This is a genomic window from Serratia sp. N21D137, from assembly GCF_047530005.1.
GTDB lineage: Bacteria > Pseudomonadota > Gammaproteobacteria > Enterobacterales > Enterobacteriaceae > Chania > Chania fonticola_B.
Genome location: NZ_JBLJAJ010000010.1, coordinates 133081 through 154778, shown reverse-complemented (window position 1 = coordinate 154778; position 21698 = coordinate 133081). Strand labels below are relative to the sequence as shown.

The 21698-nt window shown below is 54.7% G+C and carries 14 protein-coding genes, 1 tRNA gene and 2 rRNA genes; 12 read left to right on the top strand and 5 right to left on the bottom strand.

What is annotated here, in order from left to right:
- Positions 1–4 precede the first annotated feature (4 nt).
- The 7 genes from rrf (ACMV5H_RS10855) (at position 5) to aceK (ending at position 6637) form a co-directional block, all read left to right on the top strand.
- Positions 5–120, top strand: a 5S ribosomal RNA gene (gene rrf, locus ACMV5H_RS10855).
- A gap of 13 nt (positions 121–133) precedes the next feature.
- Positions 134–209, top strand: a tRNA-Thr gene (locus tag ACMV5H_RS10850).
- 52 nt (positions 210–261) lie between these two features.
- Positions 262–377: ribosomal RNA gene (gene rrf / locus ACMV5H_RS10845) — 5S ribosomal RNA — on the top strand.
- A gap of 195 nt (positions 378–572) precedes the next feature.
- A complete protein-coding gene (gene metA / locus ACMV5H_RS10840) occupies positions 573–1502 on the top strand; it encodes a homoserine O-acetyltransferase MetA (protein WP_059199050.1) in 930 nt (309 codons plus the stop codon).
- A 375-nt stretch (positions 1503–1877) separates the two neighbouring features.
- Positions 1878–3476 (top strand): malate synthase A, encoded by a 1599-nt coding sequence (gene aceB, locus ACMV5H_RS10835; protein WP_059199049.1) that lies wholly within the window; start codon positions 1878–1880, stop codon positions 3474–3476.
- Positions 3477–3522: 46 nt separating this feature from the next.
- Entirely contained in the window at positions 3523–4830 is a 1308-nt protein-coding gene (aceA, locus tag ACMV5H_RS10830; protein WP_021180852.1) for an isocitrate lyase, read from the top strand.
- A gap of 61 nt (positions 4831–4891) precedes the next feature.
- Positions 4892–6637 carry a bifunctional isocitrate dehydrogenase kinase/phosphatase gene (gene aceK / locus ACMV5H_RS10825; protein WP_059201908.1) on the top strand — a complete coding sequence of 582 codons (1746 nt, stop codon included), beginning with the start codon at positions 4892–4894 and terminating at the stop codon, positions 6635–6637.
- Positions 6638–6670: 33 nt separating this feature from the next.
- Here the strand turns inward: aceK and edd are convergent, their stop codons facing one another.
- The 3 genes from edd to iclR all read right to left on the bottom strand — a co-directional run bounded on the left by edd (position 6671) and on the right by iclR (position 10179).
- Positions 6671–8485, bottom strand: coding sequence for a phosphogluconate dehydratase (edd, locus tag ACMV5H_RS10820; protein WP_414821815.1), 1815 nt, complete (start codon positions 8483–8485; stop codon positions 6671–6673).
- 65 nt (positions 8486–8550) lie between these two features.
- Positions 8551–9090 carry a gluconokinase gene (gntK, locus tag ACMV5H_RS10815; RefSeq protein WP_179253874.1) on the bottom strand — a complete coding sequence of 180 codons (540 nt, stop codon included), beginning with the start codon at positions 9088–9090 and terminating at the stop codon, positions 8551–8553.
- 258 nt (positions 9091–9348) lie between these two features.
- Positions 9349–10179 carry a glyoxylate bypass operon transcriptional repressor IclR gene (gene iclR, locus ACMV5H_RS10810; protein ID WP_024484007.1) on the bottom strand — a complete coding sequence of 277 codons (831 nt, stop codon included), beginning with the start codon at positions 10177–10179 and terminating at the stop codon, positions 9349–9351.
- 275 nt (positions 10180–10454) lie between these two features.
- On the opposite strand from iclR, the gene metH reads away from it, so the two are divergent.
- Complete coding sequence (gene metH / locus ACMV5H_RS10805; RefSeq protein WP_209529607.1) at positions 10455–14135, top strand: methionine synthase; 3681 nt, start codon at positions 10455–10457, stop codon at positions 14133–14135.
- 37 nt (positions 14136–14172) lie between these two features.
- Positions 14173–14739 (top strand): glycerol-3-phosphate responsive antiterminator, encoded by a 567-nt coding sequence (locus ACMV5H_RS10800; RefSeq protein ID WP_071681639.1) that lies wholly within the window; start codon positions 14173–14175, stop codon positions 14737–14739.
- Positions 14740–14773: 34 nt separating this feature from the next.
- Here the strand turns inward: ACMV5H_RS10800 and ACMV5H_RS10795 are convergent, their stop codons facing one another.
- The gene (locus tag ACMV5H_RS10795; RefSeq protein ID WP_021180846.1) at positions 14774–16222 is read right to left on the bottom strand and encodes an FGGY-family carbohydrate kinase; all 1449 of its coding nucleotides are present in this window, start codon (positions 16220–16222) and stop codon (positions 14774–14776) included.
- Positions 16223–16242: 20 nt separating this feature from the next.
- Positions 16243–17523 (bottom strand): MFS transporter, encoded by a 1281-nt coding sequence (locus ACMV5H_RS10790; protein WP_115159957.1) that lies wholly within the window; start codon positions 17521–17523, stop codon positions 16243–16245.
- 464 nt (positions 17524–17987) lie between these two features.
- Here ACMV5H_RS10790 and ACMV5H_RS10785 point away from each other — a divergent pair, with 464 nt between their 5' ends.
- The 3 genes from ACMV5H_RS10785 (at position 17988) to ACMV5H_RS10775 (ending at position 21687) form a co-directional block, all read left to right on the top strand.
- Complete coding sequence (locus ACMV5H_RS10785; protein WP_071681636.1) at positions 17988–18773, top strand: SDR family oxidoreductase; 786 nt, start codon at positions 17988–17990, stop codon at positions 18771–18773.
- A 70-nt stretch (positions 18774–18843) separates the two neighbouring features.
- Positions 18844–20298 (top strand): FAD-binding oxidoreductase, encoded by a 1455-nt coding sequence (locus tag ACMV5H_RS10780; protein ID WP_094982857.1) that lies wholly within the window; start codon positions 18844–18846, stop codon positions 20296–20298.
- Between the two features lie 54 nt (positions 20299–20352).
- Entirely contained in the window at positions 20353–21687 is a 1335-nt protein-coding gene (locus ACMV5H_RS10775; RefSeq protein ID WP_209523937.1) for an MFS transporter, read from the top strand.
- Positions 21688–21698 lie beyond the last annotated feature (11 nt).

Sequence of the window (21698 nt, the reverse complement as noted above, 5' to 3'; positions counted from 1 at the left end):
TTTGCCTGGCGGCAATAGCGCGGTGGTCCCACCTGACCCCATGCCGAACTCAGAAGTGAAACGCCGTAGCGCCGATGGTAGTGTGGGGTCTCCCCATGCGAGAGTAGGACACTGCCAGGCATCAAATTAGCGTGCTGATATGGCTCAGTTGGTAGAGCGCACCCTTGGTAAGGGTGAGGTCCCCAGTTCGACTCTGGGTATCAGCACCACTTTATTTAAGTGGTTTAGAAGTTCGGCAGAAAAAAGAATCAAAAGAATTTGCTTGGCGGCAATAGCGCGGTGGTCCCACCTGACCCCATGCCGAACTCAGAAGTGAAACGCCGTAGCGCCGATGGTAGTGTGGGGTCTCCCCATGCGAGAGTAGGACACTGCCAAGCATCAATTAAGCCAAGAGGCCATCCGCAAGGATGGCCTTTTTGCTTTTGTGCGGTTTGAAATTCCCCATACTGGCTGACAGCCTGGCGATGAAACATTTTCACCTTCCCGTTGAATCCTCGACATGACGCTAAAAAAGCGCTATCTTCGGGCATCTAGAAGTCTAAACGTATAAACGGATGTGTGAGGGGTAAGCAATGCCGATTCGTGTTCCTGATGAGTTACCTGCGGTCAATTTCTTGCGTAATGAGAACGTGTTTGTCATGACATCCTCACGCGCAAAAACACAGGAAATCAGGCCGTTAAAGGTACTTATCCTCAACCTGATGCCGAAAAAGATCGAAACGGAAAACCAGTTTCTGCGTTTGCTTTCCAACTCGCCATTGCAGATCGATATTCAGCTACTGCGCATCGATAGCCGTGAGTCGAAGAATACGCCCACGGAGCACCTGAATAATTTCTACTGTAACTTTGAAGATATCCAGAATGAGAACTTTGACGGGCTGATCGTCACTGGCGCTCCGCTGGGCCTGGTGGACTTCTGTGATGTTGCCTATTGGCCGCAGATCGAGCGAGTGATCGAGTGGGCCAAGGATCATGTGACTTCAACCCTGTTTGTCTGCTGGGCAGTGCAGGCCGCGCTAAACATCCTGTACGGCATTCCAAAGAAGACGCGTGAGGTGAAGCTCTCCGGAGTGTACCAGCATCGTACGCTGCACCAACATGCCTTGCTGACCCGAGGTTTTGATGAAACCTTTCTGGCTCCTCACTCCCGCTATGCTGATTTCCCAACCGAGATCCTGCGGCAGTACACCGATCTGGATATCCTGGCTGAATCAGAACTGGCTGGCGCCTATCTGTTCGCTACCAAGGATAAGCGCATGGCCTTTGTCACCGGGCATCCGGAATATGACGCCCTGACGCTAGCGGGTGAGTATTGTCGTGATAACGATGCAGGCCTCAACCCGAGCGTACCGCTAAATTATTTCCCCGATGACAACCCCGAATTGCCCCCCGCAGCTTCATGGCGAAGCCATGGTCACCTGCTGTTTTCCAACTGGTTGAACTACTACGTTTACCAGATCACGCCGTTCGATCTGCGTCATATGAATCCTACCCTCGAGTAACATTTTTCTCTGCACCGGGTGGCTGAATCGAGGCCGCCCTGGTTTACCCTGCCGTTTTTCCTGCCAAACCTGCAACGTTTCAGCATCGATAACTTATTTAAAAACAATGTATTACCGGCATTCCTTTATCGTAATGGAACCGGTTTCCTGGTTAGCTATAAATGATAAATAATCTAATCAATTGATAATAAAAGGTTAATAAAATATTTTTTAAAAAAATGGAAATCGTTTTTGATTTTTAATTTTTGTTGGTTATTCTAGGATCCTGCGGGATGACATCTGACCAGTTGGCGGTCTTTTTTTCACCCGATTTCCGACAACAATGCTTCCCCTGGCCTGCAATGGCGGCGTGGAATGATGGAAAGGATCAAGACAATGACGCAACAGATGGTAGGCACAGAATTAGCGTTTACACAGGCTTTCGGCTCTGCAGAGCGGCAGATACTGACGGATGACGCGGTCGAGTTCCTGGCTGAACTGGTGGGGAAATTTACGCCGCAACGCAACAAACTGTTGGCGGCACGCGCCAGCTGGCAAGAGAAAATCGATCGTGGCGAGCTGCCTGGATTTATTTCGGAAACGGATTCCATTCGGCAGGGTGACTGGCAGATCCGCGGCGTTCCCGCTGACTTGCGCGACCGTCGGGTTGAGATTACCGGTCCGGTTGAACGCAAAATGGTGATCAATGCCCTCAATGCCAACGTCAAAGTGTTTATGGCCGACTTTGAAGACTCACTGGCACCCAGCTGGGACAAGGTTATCGACGGGCAGATCAACCTGCATGATGCGGTCAACGGCACCATCTCTTACACCAATGAAGCCGGCAAAATTTACCAGCTCAAACCCAACCCGGCGGTGTTGATTGCCCGCGTACGTGGCCTGCATTTGCCGGAAAAACACGTGCAGTGGCAGGGGGAAGCGATCCCTGGCGGGTTGTTCGATTTTGCACTCTATTTCTTCCATAACTATCGCCAACTGCTGGCAAAAGGCAGCGGCCCGTATTTCTACCTGCCGAAAACCCAGTCCTGGCAGGAGGCTGCCTGGTGGAGTGAAGTCTTTAGCTTTACCGAGGATCGCTTCGGGTTGCCGCGCGGCACCATCAAGGCCACGGTATTGATTGAAACCCTGCCTGCGGTATTCCAGATGGACGAGATCCTGTATCACCTGCGCGATCATATCGTCGGGCTGAACTGTGGCCGTTGGGACTACATCTTCAGCTATATCAAAACGCTGAAGAACCATGGCGATCGGGTGCTACCGGACCGTCAGTCCGTCACTATGACCCAGCCTTTCCTCAGTGCTTATTCTCGCTTGCTCATCAAGACCTGCCACCGCCGCGGTGCTTTTGCGATGGGGGGTATGGCGGCGTTTATCCCCAGCAAAGACGCCGAGCAAAACGCGGTGGTGTTGGGCAAGGTGCGTGCGGATAAAGAACTGGAAGCGACCAATGGCCATGACGGGACTTGGGTGGCACATCCAGGTTTGGCCGATACGGTGATGGAAGTGTTCAACCGTATCCTGGGGGAGCGGCAGAATCAACTAGAGGTGCTGCGTGAGAATGATGCACCTATCACGGCGGCGCAACTGCTGGAACCGTGTGACGGTGAGCGTACCGAAACCGGCATGCGCGCCAATATCCGCGTAGCGGTGCAATACATTGAAGCCTGGATCTCCGGCAATGGCTGCGTACCGATTTATGGCCTGATGGAAGATGCCGCTACTGCCGAGATTTCACGTACCTCAATTTGGCAGTGGATCCATCACGAGAAAAGCCTCAGCAATGGCCAACAGGTAACCAAAACCCTGTTCCGCCAGATGCTGCAGGAAGAGATGCAGGTCGTTCGTAAAGAACTGGGTGAAGCGCGTTATCACGCAGGCCGCTTCGAAGAGGCGGCACAGCTGATGGAGCGTATCACCACGCAAGATGAATTAATCGATTTCCTGACCTTACCCGGCTACGAATTACTGGCCTGAAACCGTTCCTGACCTTTAACCCTACAGTATTGAAAAGGATAAAAATATGACGACCTCTCGTACCCAACAGATCCAACAGCTGGAACAGGAATGGAAATCAGCACGCTGGGAGGGCATCACCCGCCCTTACAGCGCCGAAGACGTGATCAACCTGCGTGGCTCGGTCAATCCGGTTTGCACGTTGGCGCAAAACGGTGCAGCGAAACTCTGGGAACTGCTGCATGGCAAATCCCGCAAAGGGTACGTGAACAGCCTTGGGGCGCTGACCGGTGGCCAGGCGCTGCAACAGGCGAAAGCCGGTGTCGAAGCGATCTATCTGTCCGGTTGGCAGGTAGCGGCTGATGCCAATACCGCTGCTGCCATGTATCCCGATCAGTCACTGTATCCGGTCGACTCTGTCCCGACGGTGGTTGAGCGCATCAATAATACCTTCCGTCGGGCGGATCAGATCCAGTGGGCAAACCAGATTGAACCCGGCAGCAAAGGCTATACCGATTACTTCCTGCCGATCGTGGCGGATGCTGAAGCCGGATTTGGCGGCGTGCTGAATGCCTTTGAACTGATGAAGGCGATGATCGAAGCCGGTGCGGCCGGGGTACATTTTGAAGACCAACTGGCGGCAGTGAAGAAGTGTGGCCATATGGGCGGCAAGGTCTTGGTACCGACCCAGGAAGCTATCCAGAAGCTGGTTGCGGCGCGCTTGGCGGCTGACGTTCTCGGTGTGCCAACCCTGTTGATTGCCCGTACCGATGCCGATGCGGCGGATTTGCTGACCTCCGACTGCGATCCGTATGACAGTGCCTTTGTGTCTGGCGAACGCACCGCCGAAGGTTTCTACCGCACCCATGCTGGTATTGAGCAGGCCATCAGCCGTGGCTTGGCTTATGCCCCTTATGCCGATCTGGTGTGGTGCGAAACCTCAACGCCGGATCTTGAAGCAGCTCAACGCTTTGCCGATGCGATCCATGCCAAGTTCCCGGGCAAGCTGTTGGCCTATAACTGCTCACCGTCGTTCAACTGGAAGAAGAACCTGGACGATCAGACTATCGCCCGCTTCCAGGATGCACTGTCCGCCATGGGCTACAAATACCAGTTCATCACGCTGGCCGGTATCCACAGCATGTGGTTCAACATGTTCGATCTGGCACATGCTTATGCGCGTGGCGAAGGCATGAAGCACTATGTTGAAAAAGTGCAGCAGCCGGAATTTGCCGCAGTCGAGCGTGGCTACACCTTTGCTTCGCATCAGCAGGAGGTGGGGACCGGCTACTTCGATAAGGTAACCACCATTATTCAGGGGGGCGCTTCCTCGGTAACGGCACTGACCGGTTCCACCGAAGAACAGCAGTTCTGATCCCCAAGGGGCCTGGCATGGCGCCAGGCTCTGGTTTCATTCCTGAATGGCAGAGGCAAAGATGGCGGAAAAACTGGAGCTGTTGATTGCACAGACGATCCTGCAGGGCTTTGATGCGCAATATGGCCGCTTTCTTGAAGTCACGGCCGGAGCGCAGCAGCGTTTTGAGCAGGCAGACTGGCCCGCCGTACAACAGGCGATGAAACGACGTATCCATCTTTACGATCACCACGTCGGTCTGGTGGTAGAGCAACTGAAATGCATCACCGGGCAGAAATATTACGATGCGGATTTCCCTAATAGGGTGAAGGCGGTTTATACCGAACTGTTGCCCGACTACCCGCGTTTTGAGATTGCCGAAAGCTTCTTTAATTCGGTTTACTGTCGGCTGTTCAAACATCGGGATTTAACCCCGGACAAGCTGTTCGTTTTCAGCTCGCAACCCGAACGGCGCTTTCGCGATATTCCCAGGCCGTTGGCACGTGATTTTACCCCCAACGGTGATTTGGCAGCCATGCTGCATAGCCTGTTGACCGACTTGCCTTTGCGCCTGCCGTGGGAAGATCTGCCACGTGATATTCGTTATATCACCCAAGCCTTACTACAGACCTTCAGCTCCCATCAGCTAGCTGCAGCAACGTTTCAAATCGGCAATGAGCTGTTCTACCGTAATAAGGCGGCCTGGTTGGTCGGTAAGCTGCGGGTGGCCGACGGGGTTTACCCGTTCCTGTTGCCGATCCACCACAGCGAGTCTGGCGCGTTATTTATTGATACCTGCCTGACCAGCAAGGCCGAAGCCAGCATCGTGTTTGGCTTCGCCCGTTCCTACTTTATGGTGTATGCCCCGTTGCCAGCGGCGATGGTTGAGTGGCTGCGGGAGATCCTGCCGGGCAAGACCACCGCCGAACTGTATATGGCGATCGGCTGCCAAAAGCATGGTAAAACCGAATGCTACCGTGAATACCTGAATTTTATGGCGCAGTCGCAGGAGCAATTCATTATTGCGCCGGGCGTGAAAGGCATGGTGATGCTGGTGTTTACGCTGCCGTCGTTTGATCGGGTATTCAAGGTGATCAAAGACGAATTTGCGCCGCAGAAAGAGGTTACGCAGGCGCAGGTGATGGCCTGCTACCAATTGGTAAAAGAGCACGACCGCGTCGGGCGGATGGCCGATACCCAGGAATATGAGAATTTTGTGGTGGACAAGGCACGCATCAGCCCGCAATTGCTCGCGGAGTTGCAGCGCGAGGTGCCGGAAAAGCTGGAAGATCTCGGCGATCGGGTGGTCATCAAGCATCTGTATATGGAGCGGCGGATGACGCCGTTAAATCTGTATCTTGAGCAGGCAGACGAACGGCAAATGCATGACGCCATTGAAGAATATGGTAATGCGATCAAACAGCTGGCTGCGGCCAATATCTTCCCTGGCGATATGCTGTTCAAAAACTTCGGCGTGACGCGCCATGGGCGCGTGGTGTTTTACGATTACGACGAGATTTGCTACATGACCGAGGTGAACTTCCGTAATATCCCGCCGCCGCGCTACCCGGAAGATGAACTGGCCAGCGAACCCTGGTACAGCATTTCACCTAACGATGTTTTCCCCGAAGAGTTCCGCCATTTCCTGTGTGGCGACCGGCGCATCCGCAAGGTCTTTGAGGAGATGCACAGCGATCTGTTTGAAGCGGACTACTGGCGAGGGTTACAGCAGCGTATCAAGGAGGGGCACGTCGAGGATGTGTTTGCCTACCGTAAAAAGCGGCGTTTCAGCCAGAGGCTACCTTCGGGGTACGCGCAGGCTGGCTGATAGCAGGCCCAGCAGGCTGGGCCATGGTCAGGATTAAAACGTGATGCAGCAGGCGCCCTGTTCGGCCCCGGAAAGCTGGCTGCGTAACGCGCTGAACAGCTCACGGCCACAGCCGTTCCTTTCACCGCTCAGATCGGGTTGATAGGGAATGCGCTGGGCCAGCTCTGCTTCGGCGACCAGCAGTTGCAGCTCGCCGGTGTGTCCATTCACCCGGATCATATCGCCGCTTTGTACTTTGGCCAGCATACCGCCGGTGTACGCCTCCGGGGTGACATGGATCGCCGAAGGAACCTTGCCGGAAGCGCCGGACAGGCGGCCATCGGTCACCAACGCCACCTTGAAGCCGCGATCCATCAATACCCCAAGCGGTGGCATCAGCTTATGCAGTTCAGGCATGCCATTGGCCTGTGGCCCCTGGAAACGCACGACCACCACGCAGTCCCGATCCAGTTTGCCTGCTTCGAAGGCGGGGACGATATCGTGCTGGCTTTCGAATACGACCGCTGGGGCTTCGATAATCTGATTTTCGGCAGGCACCGCAGACGTCTTCATCACCGCACGGCCCAGATTACCGGCCAGCACCTTGGTGCCGCCATGGTGCTTGAACGGTTTGGCTATGCTGGCAATCACGTTAGCGTCCAGCGAACTTGCTGCCCCGTTGCGCCAGGCCAACTGGCCATTGTCCAGCCAAGGCTCCTGAGTGTAGCGCTCCAGGCCGAAACCGGTGACGGTATGCACATCCTGATGCAACAGGCCGTTGTTCAACAGCTCACGCACGACCAATTGCACACCGCCCGCCGCCTGGAACTGGTTGATATCCGCCGGGCCGTTGGGGTAGATGCGGCATAGCAGTGGCACTGCATCGGAAAGCTCAGAGAAGTCGTCCCAGTTGATGATGATGCCCGCTGCGCGAGCCATGGCTACCATATGCATCGTCAGGTTGGTGGAGCCCCCGGTGGCCAGGAGCGATACGATGCCGTTAACCACCACTTTTTCATCCACCAATTGGCCTATCGGCAGGTAATTACCGGCGGTTTCTGTCAGGCGGGTGACTTGGCGAGCGGCGGCATCATTGAGCGCATCGCGCAGTGGCGTGTCTGGATGAATGAAAGAGGCTCCGGGCAGATGCAGGCCCATCACTTCCATCACCATCTGGTTGGTGTTGGCCGTGCCGTAGAAGGTGCAGGTACCAACGCCATGATAAGAGGCGGCCTCGGCTTCCAGCAGCGCGTGGCGATCGGCTTTGCCCTCGGCATACAGCTGGCGCACACGTACTTTCTCTTTATTAGGTAGGCCGCTGCTCATCGGCCCGGCAGGCACAAATACGGCAGGCAAATGGCCGAAGGACAAGGCGGACATTACCAGCCCTGGCACAATCTTGTCACAGATACCCAGAAACAATGCGCCGTCGAACATGTTATGGGAAAGGCCGATGGCTGCGGACATGGCTATCACATCGCGGCTCATCAACGACAGCTCCATGCCGTCCTGTCCCTGTGTCACGCCGTCGCACATTGCTGGCACACCACCTGCGACCTGGCCAACGGCGCCAACGCTGTGTAACGCCTGCTTTAGCCGCTGTGGATAGCTTTCATAAGGCTGGTGGGCAGAAAGCATATCGTTGTAAGCGGTGATGATGGCGATATCGCTGCGCACCATGTTTTTCAGGGCGGCTTTATCGTCGGGCTGGCAGGCGGCAAAACCGTGGGCCAGGTTGCCACAGGCTAGCTGCGAGCGGTGTACCGTCTGCGTGCGGGCTGCGCTAATACGTGCCAGATAGGCAGCTCGGCTCTCTTTTGAACGTTCAATAATGCGTTGTGTTACACGTGCCAGGGTGCTGTTAATCATATCATCCTCACAATGCAGCCCTAATGCGCGCGGCGAGGGCCAGTTATGTCGTTCAGAACATCTCGTTATGCGCAGGCTTCTTGTGGTTGGAAACTCTGGATATGCCGCACAGTGTCGGCAATCACTGCATCCAGTGGCTGATCGATATCGATGGCCTGGACGTCAATTTCATCTTGGCCCGGCTGCTCCAGCGTGGCGAACTGGGTGACCAGCATTTGGGGTTTGAAGAAATGCCCCTTGCGGGCAGCCAGCCGAGCCTCGATCACCGGGAAGTCGCCGTGCAGATAGATGAATGACAGATTGTCATTACCGGCACGCAGCCGATCGCGATAATGTTTTTTCAGTGCAGAGCAGACGATGATCGAGACCGCATTGGTACGCTGCATAGCGAAAGCCGCGTCGTTCAGGGCGGCCAACCATGGTGCGCGATCGTCGTCATTGAGCGGTTCGCCTGAGGCCATTTTCTGGATATTGCAGCGTGGATGGAGAAAGTCACCGTCCAGAAAGTTGGCGGATAGCCGTTGGGCTACGGCATTGGCGACGGCGGACTTGCCGCTGCCGGATACGCCCATAATGACGTAAACACGATTCTGATTATTGATCATGGTTTGGTTCCCCCACCTGCGAGTCATAGTCTGCTGCGGCTATATTATTTTACGAATGATTGTTACCGGTAACATGTTATCGGTAACATTGTCAGGGGAAGCGCCAAAGGTTGCAATCGGCTTTCGGTGGCAAGATCGCTAATTGTGATCGAATTCATACTTTTCGCGGGAGGCGAAACAAAGTCTCTACAGCGCGATACAGAAAAATAACAGCGGGAATTTGCTCAGGGCTTAGGGCGCAATGCTGCGCCCGTCTAATCACCGTACGCCGCCGTACTCCAGGCTGATTTCTTTTGCCGCATGGATCACTAGCGCACCCAGTTCGGTAACGCGATCGTCGGTAATGCGTGATACCGGGCCGGAGATGGAGATGGCGGCAAAGGCTTCGCGGTGTTCATCAAAGATGCAGGCAGCCAGACAGCGTAGGCCCAGGGCATGCTCTTCATCGTCGAACGAGAACCCCTGCTTGCGGATCACCGCCAACCCTTCTTTCAGGTTATGTGGCGTGAGCGTGTGTGGGGTATAGGTGTGCATGCCTTTTTTATGCAGCAGCCGGGTTACCTCATCGTCCTGCATGCTGGCCAGAAAGGCTTTGCCAGCGCCAGAGGCGTGCATCGGCAGCTTGCCGCCAATCGGGGCTGACATGCGCATCAACGCGGTGCATTGAACCTGATCGATAATCACTGCCTGATCCTCGGCTTTGTCCATCACCGCCAGATTGACCGTTTCCCCCGACTCTTCCATCAGGCGGCGCAGCGTTGGGTGCACCATCGCCAGCAGGTTACGGCTTTGCAGGAAGCTGCTGCCCACCACAAACGCATGTGCTCCCATGGTCCACAGTCCAAGATCGCCCACCTGACGGACAAACCCCTGCTGTTGCATGGTCGTCAGCAGGCGATGGGTGGTGGAGTTGGGCAACCCGGCTTGCTGGGCCAGATCGGTCAGCGCTACGTTGCCCTGCGCTTCGGCAATATATTCCAATAGTTTCAGGCCACGGGTCAATGACTGGACCTGGCCGGTCGCCGTGCTGGTAGCGGGTGCGGCGGCGCGGGGTTTTTTACCGCGTTTGGCGGGAACGGGAGTGGCCATGATTCACCTTGTGCTTTCCGTATGATGGAATTCATTTTCGTTTTTTGAGTGTGAATTGCAAGTTGCTTCTCCGCTCATCGGATCTGTTGTTCGGCGAACCTGAAAAACTCTCAATACCCGCTCGCATCTTTGCCGCCATAACCTGTGCTAGGATGTCAGACCCTCCATCTTTCAAGTTGCAGGATGCATGACGGGCGCAGCGTGCCGTGCCGCTACAACATTGGGATGTGGGGTAATAAGTCGTCGGGCGGATAATCGGGTGTGAAGGGGCTACAGTGATAAATCGAGTGGAACAACTGCGTCAGCAGCTATCGCAGCGTATTTTAGTGTTGGACGGCGGTATGGGCACCATGATCCAGAGCTATCGGCTGGAGGAGGCAGACTACCGCGGTGAGCGTTTTGCCGATTGGCAAAGCGATCTGAAAGGCAATAACGACCTGCTGGTGTTAAGCAAGCCGGAGGTGATCACTGCGATCCACAACGGTTACCTGGAGGCGGGGGCCGACATCCTCGAAACCAACACCTTCAACTCGACCACTATCGCGATGGCCGACTACCATATGGAGTCGCTGTCCGCCGAAATTAACTACCAGGCCGCTTTGCTGGCGCGCGCTTGTGCTGATGAATGGACGGCACGCACCCCGGAAAAACCGCGCTACGTTGCTGGCGTACTGGGCCCAACCAACCGTACTGCCTCCATTTCCCCTGACGTTAACGATCCGGCCTTCCGTAATGTCTCTTTTGACCAATTGGTAGAGGCCTATCGCGAATCAACCCGTGCGCTGGTGGAAGGGGGCGTCGATCTGATCATGATCGAAACCATCTTCGATACCCTGAATGCCAAAGCGGCGGCCTTTGCGGTCGAAACCGAATTTGAAGCGCTGGGCGTGACCTTACCGATCATGATTTCCGGCACCATCACCGACGCCTCTGGCCGCACCCTTTCCGGCCAGACTACGGAAGCGTTTTACAACTCGCTACGTCACGTTAAGCCGCTGACCTTTGGCCTGAACTGTGCGCTCGGCCCGGATGAGTTACGCCAATACGTGGCGGAGTTGTCTCGCATCTCTGAAAGCTATGTTACTGCTCACCCAAACGCCGGTTTACCCAATGCCTTTGGTGAATACGATCTCGATGCCGAAGAGATGGCCAAACAGGTGGGCGAATGGGCGCACGCCGGTTTCCTCAATATCATCGGTGGCTGCTGTGGCACCACTCCGGCGCATATCGCCGCGATGGCTAAAGCGGTCGAGGGCGTACCGCCACGGCAGTTACCAGAGTTACCGGTAGCTTGCCGCCTCTCCGGCCTGGAACCGCTGAATATTGATGCCAAATCGCTGTTCGTCAACGTGGGGGAGCGTACTAACGTTACCGGCTCGGCCCGATTCAAGCGGTTGATTAAAGAAGAAAAATATAACGAGGCGCTGGCCGTGGCCCGCCAACAAGTGGAGAGCGGCGCCCAGATCATCGACATCAACATGGATGAAGGGATGCTTGACGCCGAAGCGGCGATGGTGCGTTTCCTCAACCTGATTGCCGGTGAGCCGGATATTGCCCGTGTTCCGATCATGATCGACTCCTCCAAATGGAGCGTGATCGAAAAGGGCCTGAAATGCATTCAGGGTAAAGGCATCGTCAACTCGATCTCGATGAAAGAGGGCGAAGAAGCCTTTATCCACCATGCCAAACTGGTGCGCCGCTACGGTGCCGCCGTGGTGGTGATGGCCTTCGATGAAGTTGGTCAGGCAGATACTCGCCAACGCAAATTTGAGATTTGCCGCCGTGCTTACCAGATCCTGACCGAGCGCGTGGGTTTCCCGCCGGAAGATATCATTTTTGACCCGAACATTTTTGCCGTTGCCACCGGTATCGAAGAGCATAACAACTATGCCGTCGACTTTATTGAAGCCTGTGCCGACATCAAAACCCACCTGCCGCATGCGATGATTTCCGGCGGTGTGTCCAACGTCTCCTTCTCGTTCCGTGGCAACGATCCGGTGCGTGAAGCGATCCACGCGGTGTTCCTGTATCACGCCATTCGCAACGGCATGGATATGGGGATCGTCAACGCCGGGCAGTTGGCGATCTATGACGATCTCAGCACCGAACTGCGTGAAGCCGTTGAGGATGTGGTGCTCAACCGCCGTCAGGATGGTACCGAGCGCCTGCTGGAACTGGCGGAGAAATACCGGGGTAGCAAAGACAATGAAGTGGCGGTGCAGCAGGCCGAATGGCGCGGCTGGCCGGTAGTGAAGCGTCTGGAGTATTCGCTGGTTAAAGGTATTACCGAATTTATCGAGTTAGACACCGAAGAAGCGCGCCAGCAGGCGGATCGCCCGATCGAAGTGATCGAAGGGCCACTGATGGCTGGTATGAACGTGGTAGGTGACCTGTTCGGCGAGGGCAAAATGTTCCTGCCGCAGGTAGTGAAATCGGCCCGCGTGATGAAGCAGGCGGTGGCCTATCTCGAACCTTACATTGAGGCCAGCAAACAGAAGGGCACCACCGCCGGGAAAATTCTGTTGGCGACGGTGAAGGGCGACGTGCACGACATCGGCAAAAACATCGTCGGCGTGGTGCTGCAATGTAACAACTACGAAATTATCGATCTGGGCGTGATGGTGCCGACGGACAAGATCCTGAAAACCGCCCGCGAACAGAACGTGGATATTATCGGTCTGTCTGGCCTGATCACCCCGTCACTGGACGAAATGGTCAACGTGGCAAAAGAGATGGAACGCCAAGGCTTTACCCTACCGCTGCTGATCGGTGGGGCAACCACCTCCAAGGCTCATACCGCAGTGAAGATTGAGCAGAACTACAGCGGCCCGACTACCTACGTGCAGAACGCCTCGCGTACCGTTGGTGTGGTTGCGGCGCTGCTGTCAGACACTCAGCGGGACGAGTTTGTCGCCCGTACCCGCAAAGAGTACGAAACTGTGCGTATCCAGCACGGGCGTAAAAAACCGCGTACGCCGCCGGTCAGCCTGCAACAGGCACGGGATAACGCCTTGGTGCTGGACTGGGAAAACTACCAGCCTCCGGTGCCGAACAAACTTGGTGTGTTCCCGGTTGAGGCCAGCATTGACACGCTGCGTCACTATATCGACTGGACGCCGTTCTTTATGACCTGGTCACTGGCGGGCAAGTATCCGCGCATTCTGGAGGATGAAGTGGTAGGGGAAGAGGCCAAGCGCCTGTTCCAGGATGCCAACGAAATGCTGGATATGCTGGCCGCTAACGGTAGCCTCAACCCGCGTGGTGTCTATGGTCTGTTCCCGGCCAACCGCGTCGGGGATGATGTGGAAGTCTACCGGGATGAAAGCCGTGAAGAGGTGCTGGTGGTCAGCCGTCATCTGCGTCAGCAAACGGAAAAGACCGATTTCCCTAACTACTGTCTGGCCGACTTTGTGGCCCCGAAAAGCAGCGGCAAAGCCGACTATTTTGGCGCATTCGCAGTCACGGGCGGCTTGGAAGAGGATGCTTTGGCGGCGGCCTATGATGCCAAGCATGACGACTACAACAAGATCATGGTCAAAGCGTTATCCGATCGTTTGGCAGAGGCCTTTGCCGAATACCTGCACGAGCAGGTGCGCAAGCTGCACTGGGGCTTTGCCGCCGATGAAAACCTGAGTAACGAAGAGCTGATCCGTGAGAATTATCAAGGTATTCGCCCGGCCCCCGGCTATCCTGCTTGTCCAGAACATACCGAAAAAGCGGAGATCTGGCAGTTGCTGGACGTTAACCGCCATACCGGCATGGAACTGACCGAATCCTTCGCCATGTGGCCTGGGGCAGCGGTATCCGGCTGGTATTTCAGCCATCCGCAAAGCAAGTACTTTGCCGTGGCCCAGATCCAGCGCGATCAGGTCGAAGACTACGCGCAGCGTAAGGGGATGAAGATCGGTGACGTAGAGCGCTGGCTGGCCCCGAATCTGGGATACGATGCAGATTAATTTTCAGCCAGCAGGCTGAAAGAGACAGGGGAACAACGTGTCTATCGAAGAACTGTTAAAGCTGCACCCGGTGATCGCAGCGGTAAAAGATAATGAGAGCCTGCAGATCGCGGTCAAGTCGAACTGCCAGATCATCTCGGTGCTGTACGGCAATATCTGTAATATTGGGCGCATCGTGCAGCAGGTGAAGGAGGCTGGCAAATACGCTTTTGTGCATGTTGATTTGCTGGAAGGCAGCTCCAACAAGGAGATCGTGATTAATTTCCTGAAAATCGTCACGGCGGCGGATGGCATTATCAGCACCAAGGCCTCGATGGTGAAGGCGGCGCGTCAGCAAGGCTTCTACACCATTCACCGGCTGTTTATCATGGACTCGATTTCCTTCCACAATATCGACAAGCAGGTGGCGCAATCGACGCCGGACTGCATCGAAATCCTGCCGGGTTGCATGCCTAAGGTGCTCGGTTGGGTGGCAGAAAAGATCGACTTGCCGATTATTGCCGGTGGCTTGGTGTGTGATGAGGATGATGCGCAAACCGCGCTGAATGCCGGGGCCATCGCCGTTGCCACCACCAATCACGACGTATGGAAGTTGAAATTGTAATGATAAGGGCACCGAAGGCCGGTGCCCCTGCCAGTTAGTCGACCAACGGACTGAGTGCCTGTAGCAGCGGGTCCAGATGTTGGTTTACCCGTTGATACACCTGCTGATTCAACTGATTGTAGAACCGATGATTAGCCATATTCGGTGTAAAACTGTCCCCCATTCGTACCAGCTTCTGCGCGGCCTGTTCGTAATCGGTAAAGACGTTCACCGCCATCCCGGCGTTGATGGCACAGCCCACCGCTGCCGAACCTTTCATCACGTTACGGCTGGTGGGGATGCCAAACACGTCGGCAAAGATCTGCATAAACAGATCGCTGTTGGCCCCGCCGCCGGAAATAATCAGGTGCTTGAACGGGGTTTTCAGCTCCAGCGCCATCTTGTCCATATGGTTTTTCATGGTGAAGGCGATGCCCTCCAGCACCGAACGGTACATATGGGCACGGGTATGGCGGCCATCGAAGCCAATCATGGCCCCTTTACGGAATTCCGCTTCTGACGGTGGTGCCCAGTCATGTACGGTGATCAGGCCTTCACAACCCGCAGGAACGCGCTCTGCTTCCTGATTCAGTAACTCCTCAATGCTGGTTCCGGCGTCATGGGCATCCGACAGTGCGGCCGCGCCAAACTGATCGCGGAACCAACTGATGGTCCACATGCCACGGCGCACGCCCATGCACTCATACAGGTAACGCCCAGGGATCGAAGCCTGGAACGGCCAGAAGTTTTGCGCGTCCTTCACGTTGGCATGGCCGTGTACCATGGCACCGATATAGGTACCGAGGGAAATCAGCGCGACGCCTTCATCCAGTGAACCGGCACCTAGTGCTTCCACCGCTTTGTCATGTGCGGTAGCCACCACCGGAATACCTGCGGGGATGCCAAGCTGCTGCGCTACCTGCTGGGTGATATGGCCGAGGATTTCACCGGGTTTCACCACGTCCAGTACCATGTCGCGCGTCAGGTTGCAGCTTTGCCAGGCGGCGGGATCGGTGCTCCAATCGAGGCTGTCATTGTCCATCGGCCACCAACCGATGTAGTTGGCACAGGTGTCTTTGAACTCACCGGTCAGGCGATGGGTGATGTAACCCGAGGTGGTCGTCACATAACGTACGCCCTGATAGGCATCGATATATTCGTAAGGTTTGTTCAGGCGCTTATCCATCCAGTTGATTACCGGATAGGCCAGCTCACCATTGTCCTTCAGCAGCACCCGGCAACAGCGGACGATGCAAATGCCCATCGCCAGAATGTCCTGCGGCTTGCCACCACGTTCGCCAAAACGCTGCATGGCGCGGCGGAAAGCCACCTTAAGTGAATCCCATAGATCGTCGTCCGGGTGTTCTGCCAGCAGCGGGGCTGGGATATCCATCTTGCGTAACTGCTGTTTCCCTTCGCAAATGGCGTTGCCGTCCAGATCAAAAATCACCACTTTGGCGCTCTGGGTGCCCACGTCCACACCCATCAGGTACTTGCTCTTCATGTCGCAACTCCTTGAGATAATTAATCGGTGACCGGCTGTGTTGTTGTGTTTTTGGCGCCGGCGCGCTTGATGTTGTTAAACAGCAGGAAGGTGAACACCACGACCAGGCAGGTTGCCCCTAACCCCATCAGCCACATATTGTGATAAGCCTCGGCGGCGGGCAGCGTGTCCTGCCAATGGCCGATAACCGGGTAAACAAACACGTCGGGCAGGAAGCCGATCACCGAGCAGATCCCCACGGTGGTGCCCATAATGTATTTTGGCGTCCTGGCTTCGCCGATACAGGCAAAGTACAGCCCACGTGACGCGTAGCAGGTGAAGGCCAGCAACAGGATCAGGCCAATCCCCACGGCGACCGAGGTCGGGTTCTGGTTGGTGATCAGCAAGACGGCCAGGGTGGCCAGGCTGACTAACGCCAGTAACTGAATAGCTCGCGTGGGTGATTTCAGCCGGGTGTAAGTGGTGATGATCCCACCGAGTGGCCCGCACATGGCCCGGAAGATTTTGTTGATCACAATCCCCATATAGCTGGCGGCGACCAGGGTCATACCGTACATTTCGGTCAGGTAGTTGGTGGAGTAGCTGAGGATGGCGTAGATGGTATAGACGCCAAAGATAATCATGCTGCAATACCAGGTGGTGCTGATTTTGAGCACCGAGAGAATATCCCCCAGGCTGAATTTATGCGGTTTTTCGCTCTCGTCACTGGTGACAAAGCCGTCTGTAACAAAGAACCAGCAGAGAATGCCCAACAGGATATATACGCCGCTGTAGATCAGGATCACCGCCTTCAGGCTGTTGGGGTTTTCCGGCGCGAACAGCGAGAAGATCCACATGGTGAATACGGCCAGGGCCATCACACCCACGCCGCGTAGCCCCTCCATCCAACCCATGATTTTGCCCTGCTCTTCATGGTTGCCGAGCAGCGAGGCCGCCTTGATCGAAACCGACCACAACAGCAGGATAGTGGTGATCGCGAAGGCGACCTGGATCAGGATCATCACCCAGAACGGTGGATAGACTGCCATCAGCAACCCCAGCAGGCCAGTGGCGATCATCGCGAAAGTCATCATCTTTCTATGAGAGAACTTATCGGCAACGATCCCGCTAGGGGCATACAGAATAATCGCGGTGATGCCGAAAGTACTCATAATCAAGCCGATCTCGGTATTGGAGAACCCCATAAACTTGGCCATCGGGATTTGGTAAATATAACGCAGATAGGCGAGATCGAAACTTACTCCGCCGCTGATACTTATTATTGCCAGCGTTAACCAACGGTGGGAATTATTTTTTTCCATGGTGAAGTTCCGCATAAATACACCCATTAATGATTAATGTTTGGAGTGACTCCCTTCTTTTAACCGTTATTGGGTACATCGCGTTAAACAAAAAAAGAGAAAAGCAAGCTTCCCGCAGTGCAGGAAGTTACTTTTCTCTTCGTCTCTTTCAGTAACTGCGGTAATAAATAGCACGGCAACCTATAATTCATCTGTGAGAGTTATCACAAAACCGAAGTAGGGAACATTAGACGGGATCTGATTGCATAGTAATTCACCGAGTTAGTGCGAAATAAATAAGTTTTAATATCAATCCGACCTGGCAAGAAATGAAACTGTGATAGGCATCACGGAATAGCCTTGACCCTATGTGTTACTTTTTTTGCCAGTTACTAGAGATGAAGAGAAAAGTAACTTCTCTGCCAAGCGCAGGGAGGTTGCTTTTCTCTTTTTTTTGCGTTTTTTCCAGACCAAGGGGCAAAATCATGTCAATAAACGCGTTAAATGAGTTCTCGTTAGATTTCTTCTCGCTAAAAGGCAAAACCGCCATCGTCACCGGTGGCAACAGCGGTCTGGGGCAGGCATTTGCCATGGCGTTGGCCAAAGCCGGTGCCAACCTGTTCATCCCAAGCTTTATCATGGATAAGGGCGAAACCCGCGAAATGATTGAGCGGCAAGGGGTGAAGGTTGAGTTTATGCAGGTGGACATTACTGAGAAAGGCGCGCCTGCCAGAGTGATTGCCCAGTGTCTGGAGACCTTCGGTTCGGTGGATATCTTGGTGAACAACGCCGGTATCTGTAAGCTGAATAAGGTACTGGATTTCGGCCGCGAAGACTGGGATCCGATGATCGATATTAACCTGACCGCAGCCTTTGAATTGAGCTATGAAGCAGCAAAAATCATGATCCCGAAAAAACAGGGGAAAATCATTAATATCTGTTCCCTGTTCTCTTATTTGGGCGGCCAATGGTCACCGGCGTACTCGGCCACTAAACATGCGTTGGCCGGTTTTACCAAGGCCTATTGCGATGAATTAGGGCAATACAATATTCAGGTTAATGGTATTGCGCCAGGCTATTATGCGACAGATATTACGATCGAAACGCGTAAAAACCCAGAAACCAATAAGCGCGTTCTTGACCATATTCCGGCTAATCGTTGGGGTGAAACGCAGGATCTGATGGGCGCGATGGTATTTTTAGCCAGTCGAGCCTCTGATTATGTTAATGGTCATTTGTTAGTTGTCGATGGCGGTTATTTGGTTCGCTAAATTAATGGGTGGTTCCTTTTAATTTTACTTAAGCCGATTTTATCTATTCTTAATTTAGGAAGGGTTATTTATGTCTCTGTCCCGTGAAGAAATTGTCGTTCAGTTAAAAGAACTTGTTGGCCCAGAGCGGGTGATTACTGACGAAAAAGTGCTGCAGAAAAACAGCGTAGACCGTTTCCGCAAATATGCCGATATTCATGGCGTGTTTACCCAGCCGCTGCCTGCCGCCGTGGTGAAATTGGCCGACACCCAGCAGGTGTCCGATGTGCTGGCGTTCATGAATAAGCACGGCATTACTGGCGTACCGCGCACCGGGGCTTCGGCCACCGAGGGCGGGTTGGAAACGGTAGTGAAGAATTCCGTGGTGCTGGATGGCTCGGGAATGAATAAGGTCATCAACATTGATATCCGTAATATGCAGGCCACGGCGCAGTGCGGCGTACCGCTGGAAGTGCTGGAAAATCAATTGCGTGCCCAGGGTTATACGACCGGCCACTCTCCGCAATCCAAGCCGTTGGCCCAGATGGGAGGCCTGGTGGCAACACGTAGTATCGGTCAGTTCTCTACGCTGTACGGCGCGATTGAAGACATGGTGGTTGGGCTGGAAGCGGTGTTCCCGAACGGCAACATCACCCGCATTAAAAACGTACCGCGCCGTGCCGCTGGCCCGGATATCCGCCACGTGATTATCGGTAACGAAGGGGCGCTGTGTTTTATCACCGAAGTGACGGTGAAAATCTTCAAATACATGCCGGAAAACAACCTGTTCTACGGTTACATCCTCGATAACATGGCAACCGGTTTCGACATCCTGCGGGAAGTGATGGTCGAAGGCTATCGCCCTTCCATTGCCCGCTTGTATGACGCGGAAGACGGGACCCAGCATTTTACCCACTTTGCCGAAGGCAAATGCGTGCTGATCTTTATGGCCGAAGGGGCAAAAGGGATCGCGCAGGCGACCGGCGCGGGGATTGATGAGATCGTTAAACGCTATCCGGAATGTAAAAAGGTCGACAGCAAGCTGATTGAAACCTGGTTCAACAATCTGAACTGGGGCCCGGAAAAAGTGGCGGCAGAACGTGTACAGATCATGAAGACCAACAATATGGGCTTCACCACCGAGGTTTCCGGCGACTGGGGCTGCATCAATGCGATTTACGAGAATGTGATCCGCCGCATCCGCGATGAGTTCCCACATGCCGGTGATATCACTATGCTGGGCGGCCACTCGTCACACAGCTATATCAACGGCACCAATATGTACTTTGTGTACGACTACAACGTGGTGGACTGCAAGCCGGAAGAAGAGATCGACAAGTATCACAATCCACTGAATAAAATCATCGTGGAGGAGACCATCAAGCAGGGTGGTTCGATGGTGCATCACCACGGTATAGGTAAGCACCGTGTGCACTGGACCAAGGATGAACACGGCAGTGCCTACTATATCCTCAAGGCGCTGAAAGAGGTGTACGACCCGAATGGCATCATGAATACCGGCACCATTTATCCGATTGAAAAATAATGTTCCTGTCTGGCCCGGCTTGCCGGGCCTTTTGCGCTGGAATAGGGGGTAACGATGACAACACGGCTGCCTCGGCAAGTGCGCATGGATGATATTCCGCTCAACGCTTTTCACTACAAAATGGCAGGGCTGACCTTTGGCGCACATCTCACCGATGGCTATGTACTGGGCGTGATAGGCTTTGCGCTGGCCCAGCTCAAGCCGCAGATGGGGCTTACGCCGTTTTGGGAAGGAATGATCGGCAGCTCGGCGCTGATTGGGCTGTTCCTTGGCAGCCTGGTATTGGGTTGGGTTTCCGACCATATTGGCCGTCAGAAAATTTTCAGCTTCAGTTTTGTCATCATTACGTTGGCTTCCGTGATGCAATTTTTCGCCACTACGCCGGAACAGCTGTTCTGGCTACGGGTATTGGTCGGGATCGGGCTAGGGGGCGATTACGCCGTAGGCCATACCATGCTGGCCGAGTTTGCTCCGCGTAAACATCGCGGCATCCTGCTGGGATCCTTTAGCGTGATCTGGACGTTAGGCTACGTCGCCGCTGGCTTTGCTGGCCATTTCCTTGCCGATCTGGGGCCGGAGTCTTGGCGCTGGCTGTTGGCTTCAAGCGCCGTGCCTGCGTTGATGATTATGCTTTTACGCATCGGTACGCCAGAGTCGCCACGCTGGCTGATGCGCAAAGGGAGGATCGCCGAGGCTCATCTGGTAGTGCTGCGCTGTTTTGGCCCGCAGGTGATCCTCAATGACGAAATCCCGGTAGAAACCGCACGCCATATGCACACCTTATTTTCACCGCGTTACTGGCGGCGTACCGCGTTCAACAGCCTGTTCTTTGTCTGCCTGGTGATCCCTTATTTCGCCATCTATACCTTCCTCCCCTCGATCCTGACCACCCTGGGGCAGAACCAAAGCTTTGCGACCGATTTGCTGCTTAATGGCTTGCTGATGGTGGGGGCGGTGATGGGAATTGCCCTTACCCAATGGTTGCCGCGCCGTCGCTTCCTGATCGGCGCGTTCTGGATCCTGGCTGTCAGCCTGGGGGCATTGGCCTTTGTGCCTCCGGGTCAGGGAGCCATGTTAATGCTGTTTGCTCTGTTTACGCTGACGATTTCGGCGGTCAGTAACCTGGTCGGGGTATTCCCGGCGGAAAGCTTCCCGACCGATATTCGTTCACTGGGGGTCGGTTTTGCCACCTCGATGAGCAGGCTCGGCTCGGCCATCGGCACCGCTTTGCTGCCGCTGTCGATGCTTTCACTGGGTCTGCAAGGCACCATGCTGATCCTGACTGGCGTATTGGTGCTGGGGGCGGTGGTCTCGATCATGTGGGCGCCGGAAACCAAGGATATGACGCTGGTGGGCGCCTCCTCGGTAAAGCCGTTAATCGCCCACTGACAGGAGAAACG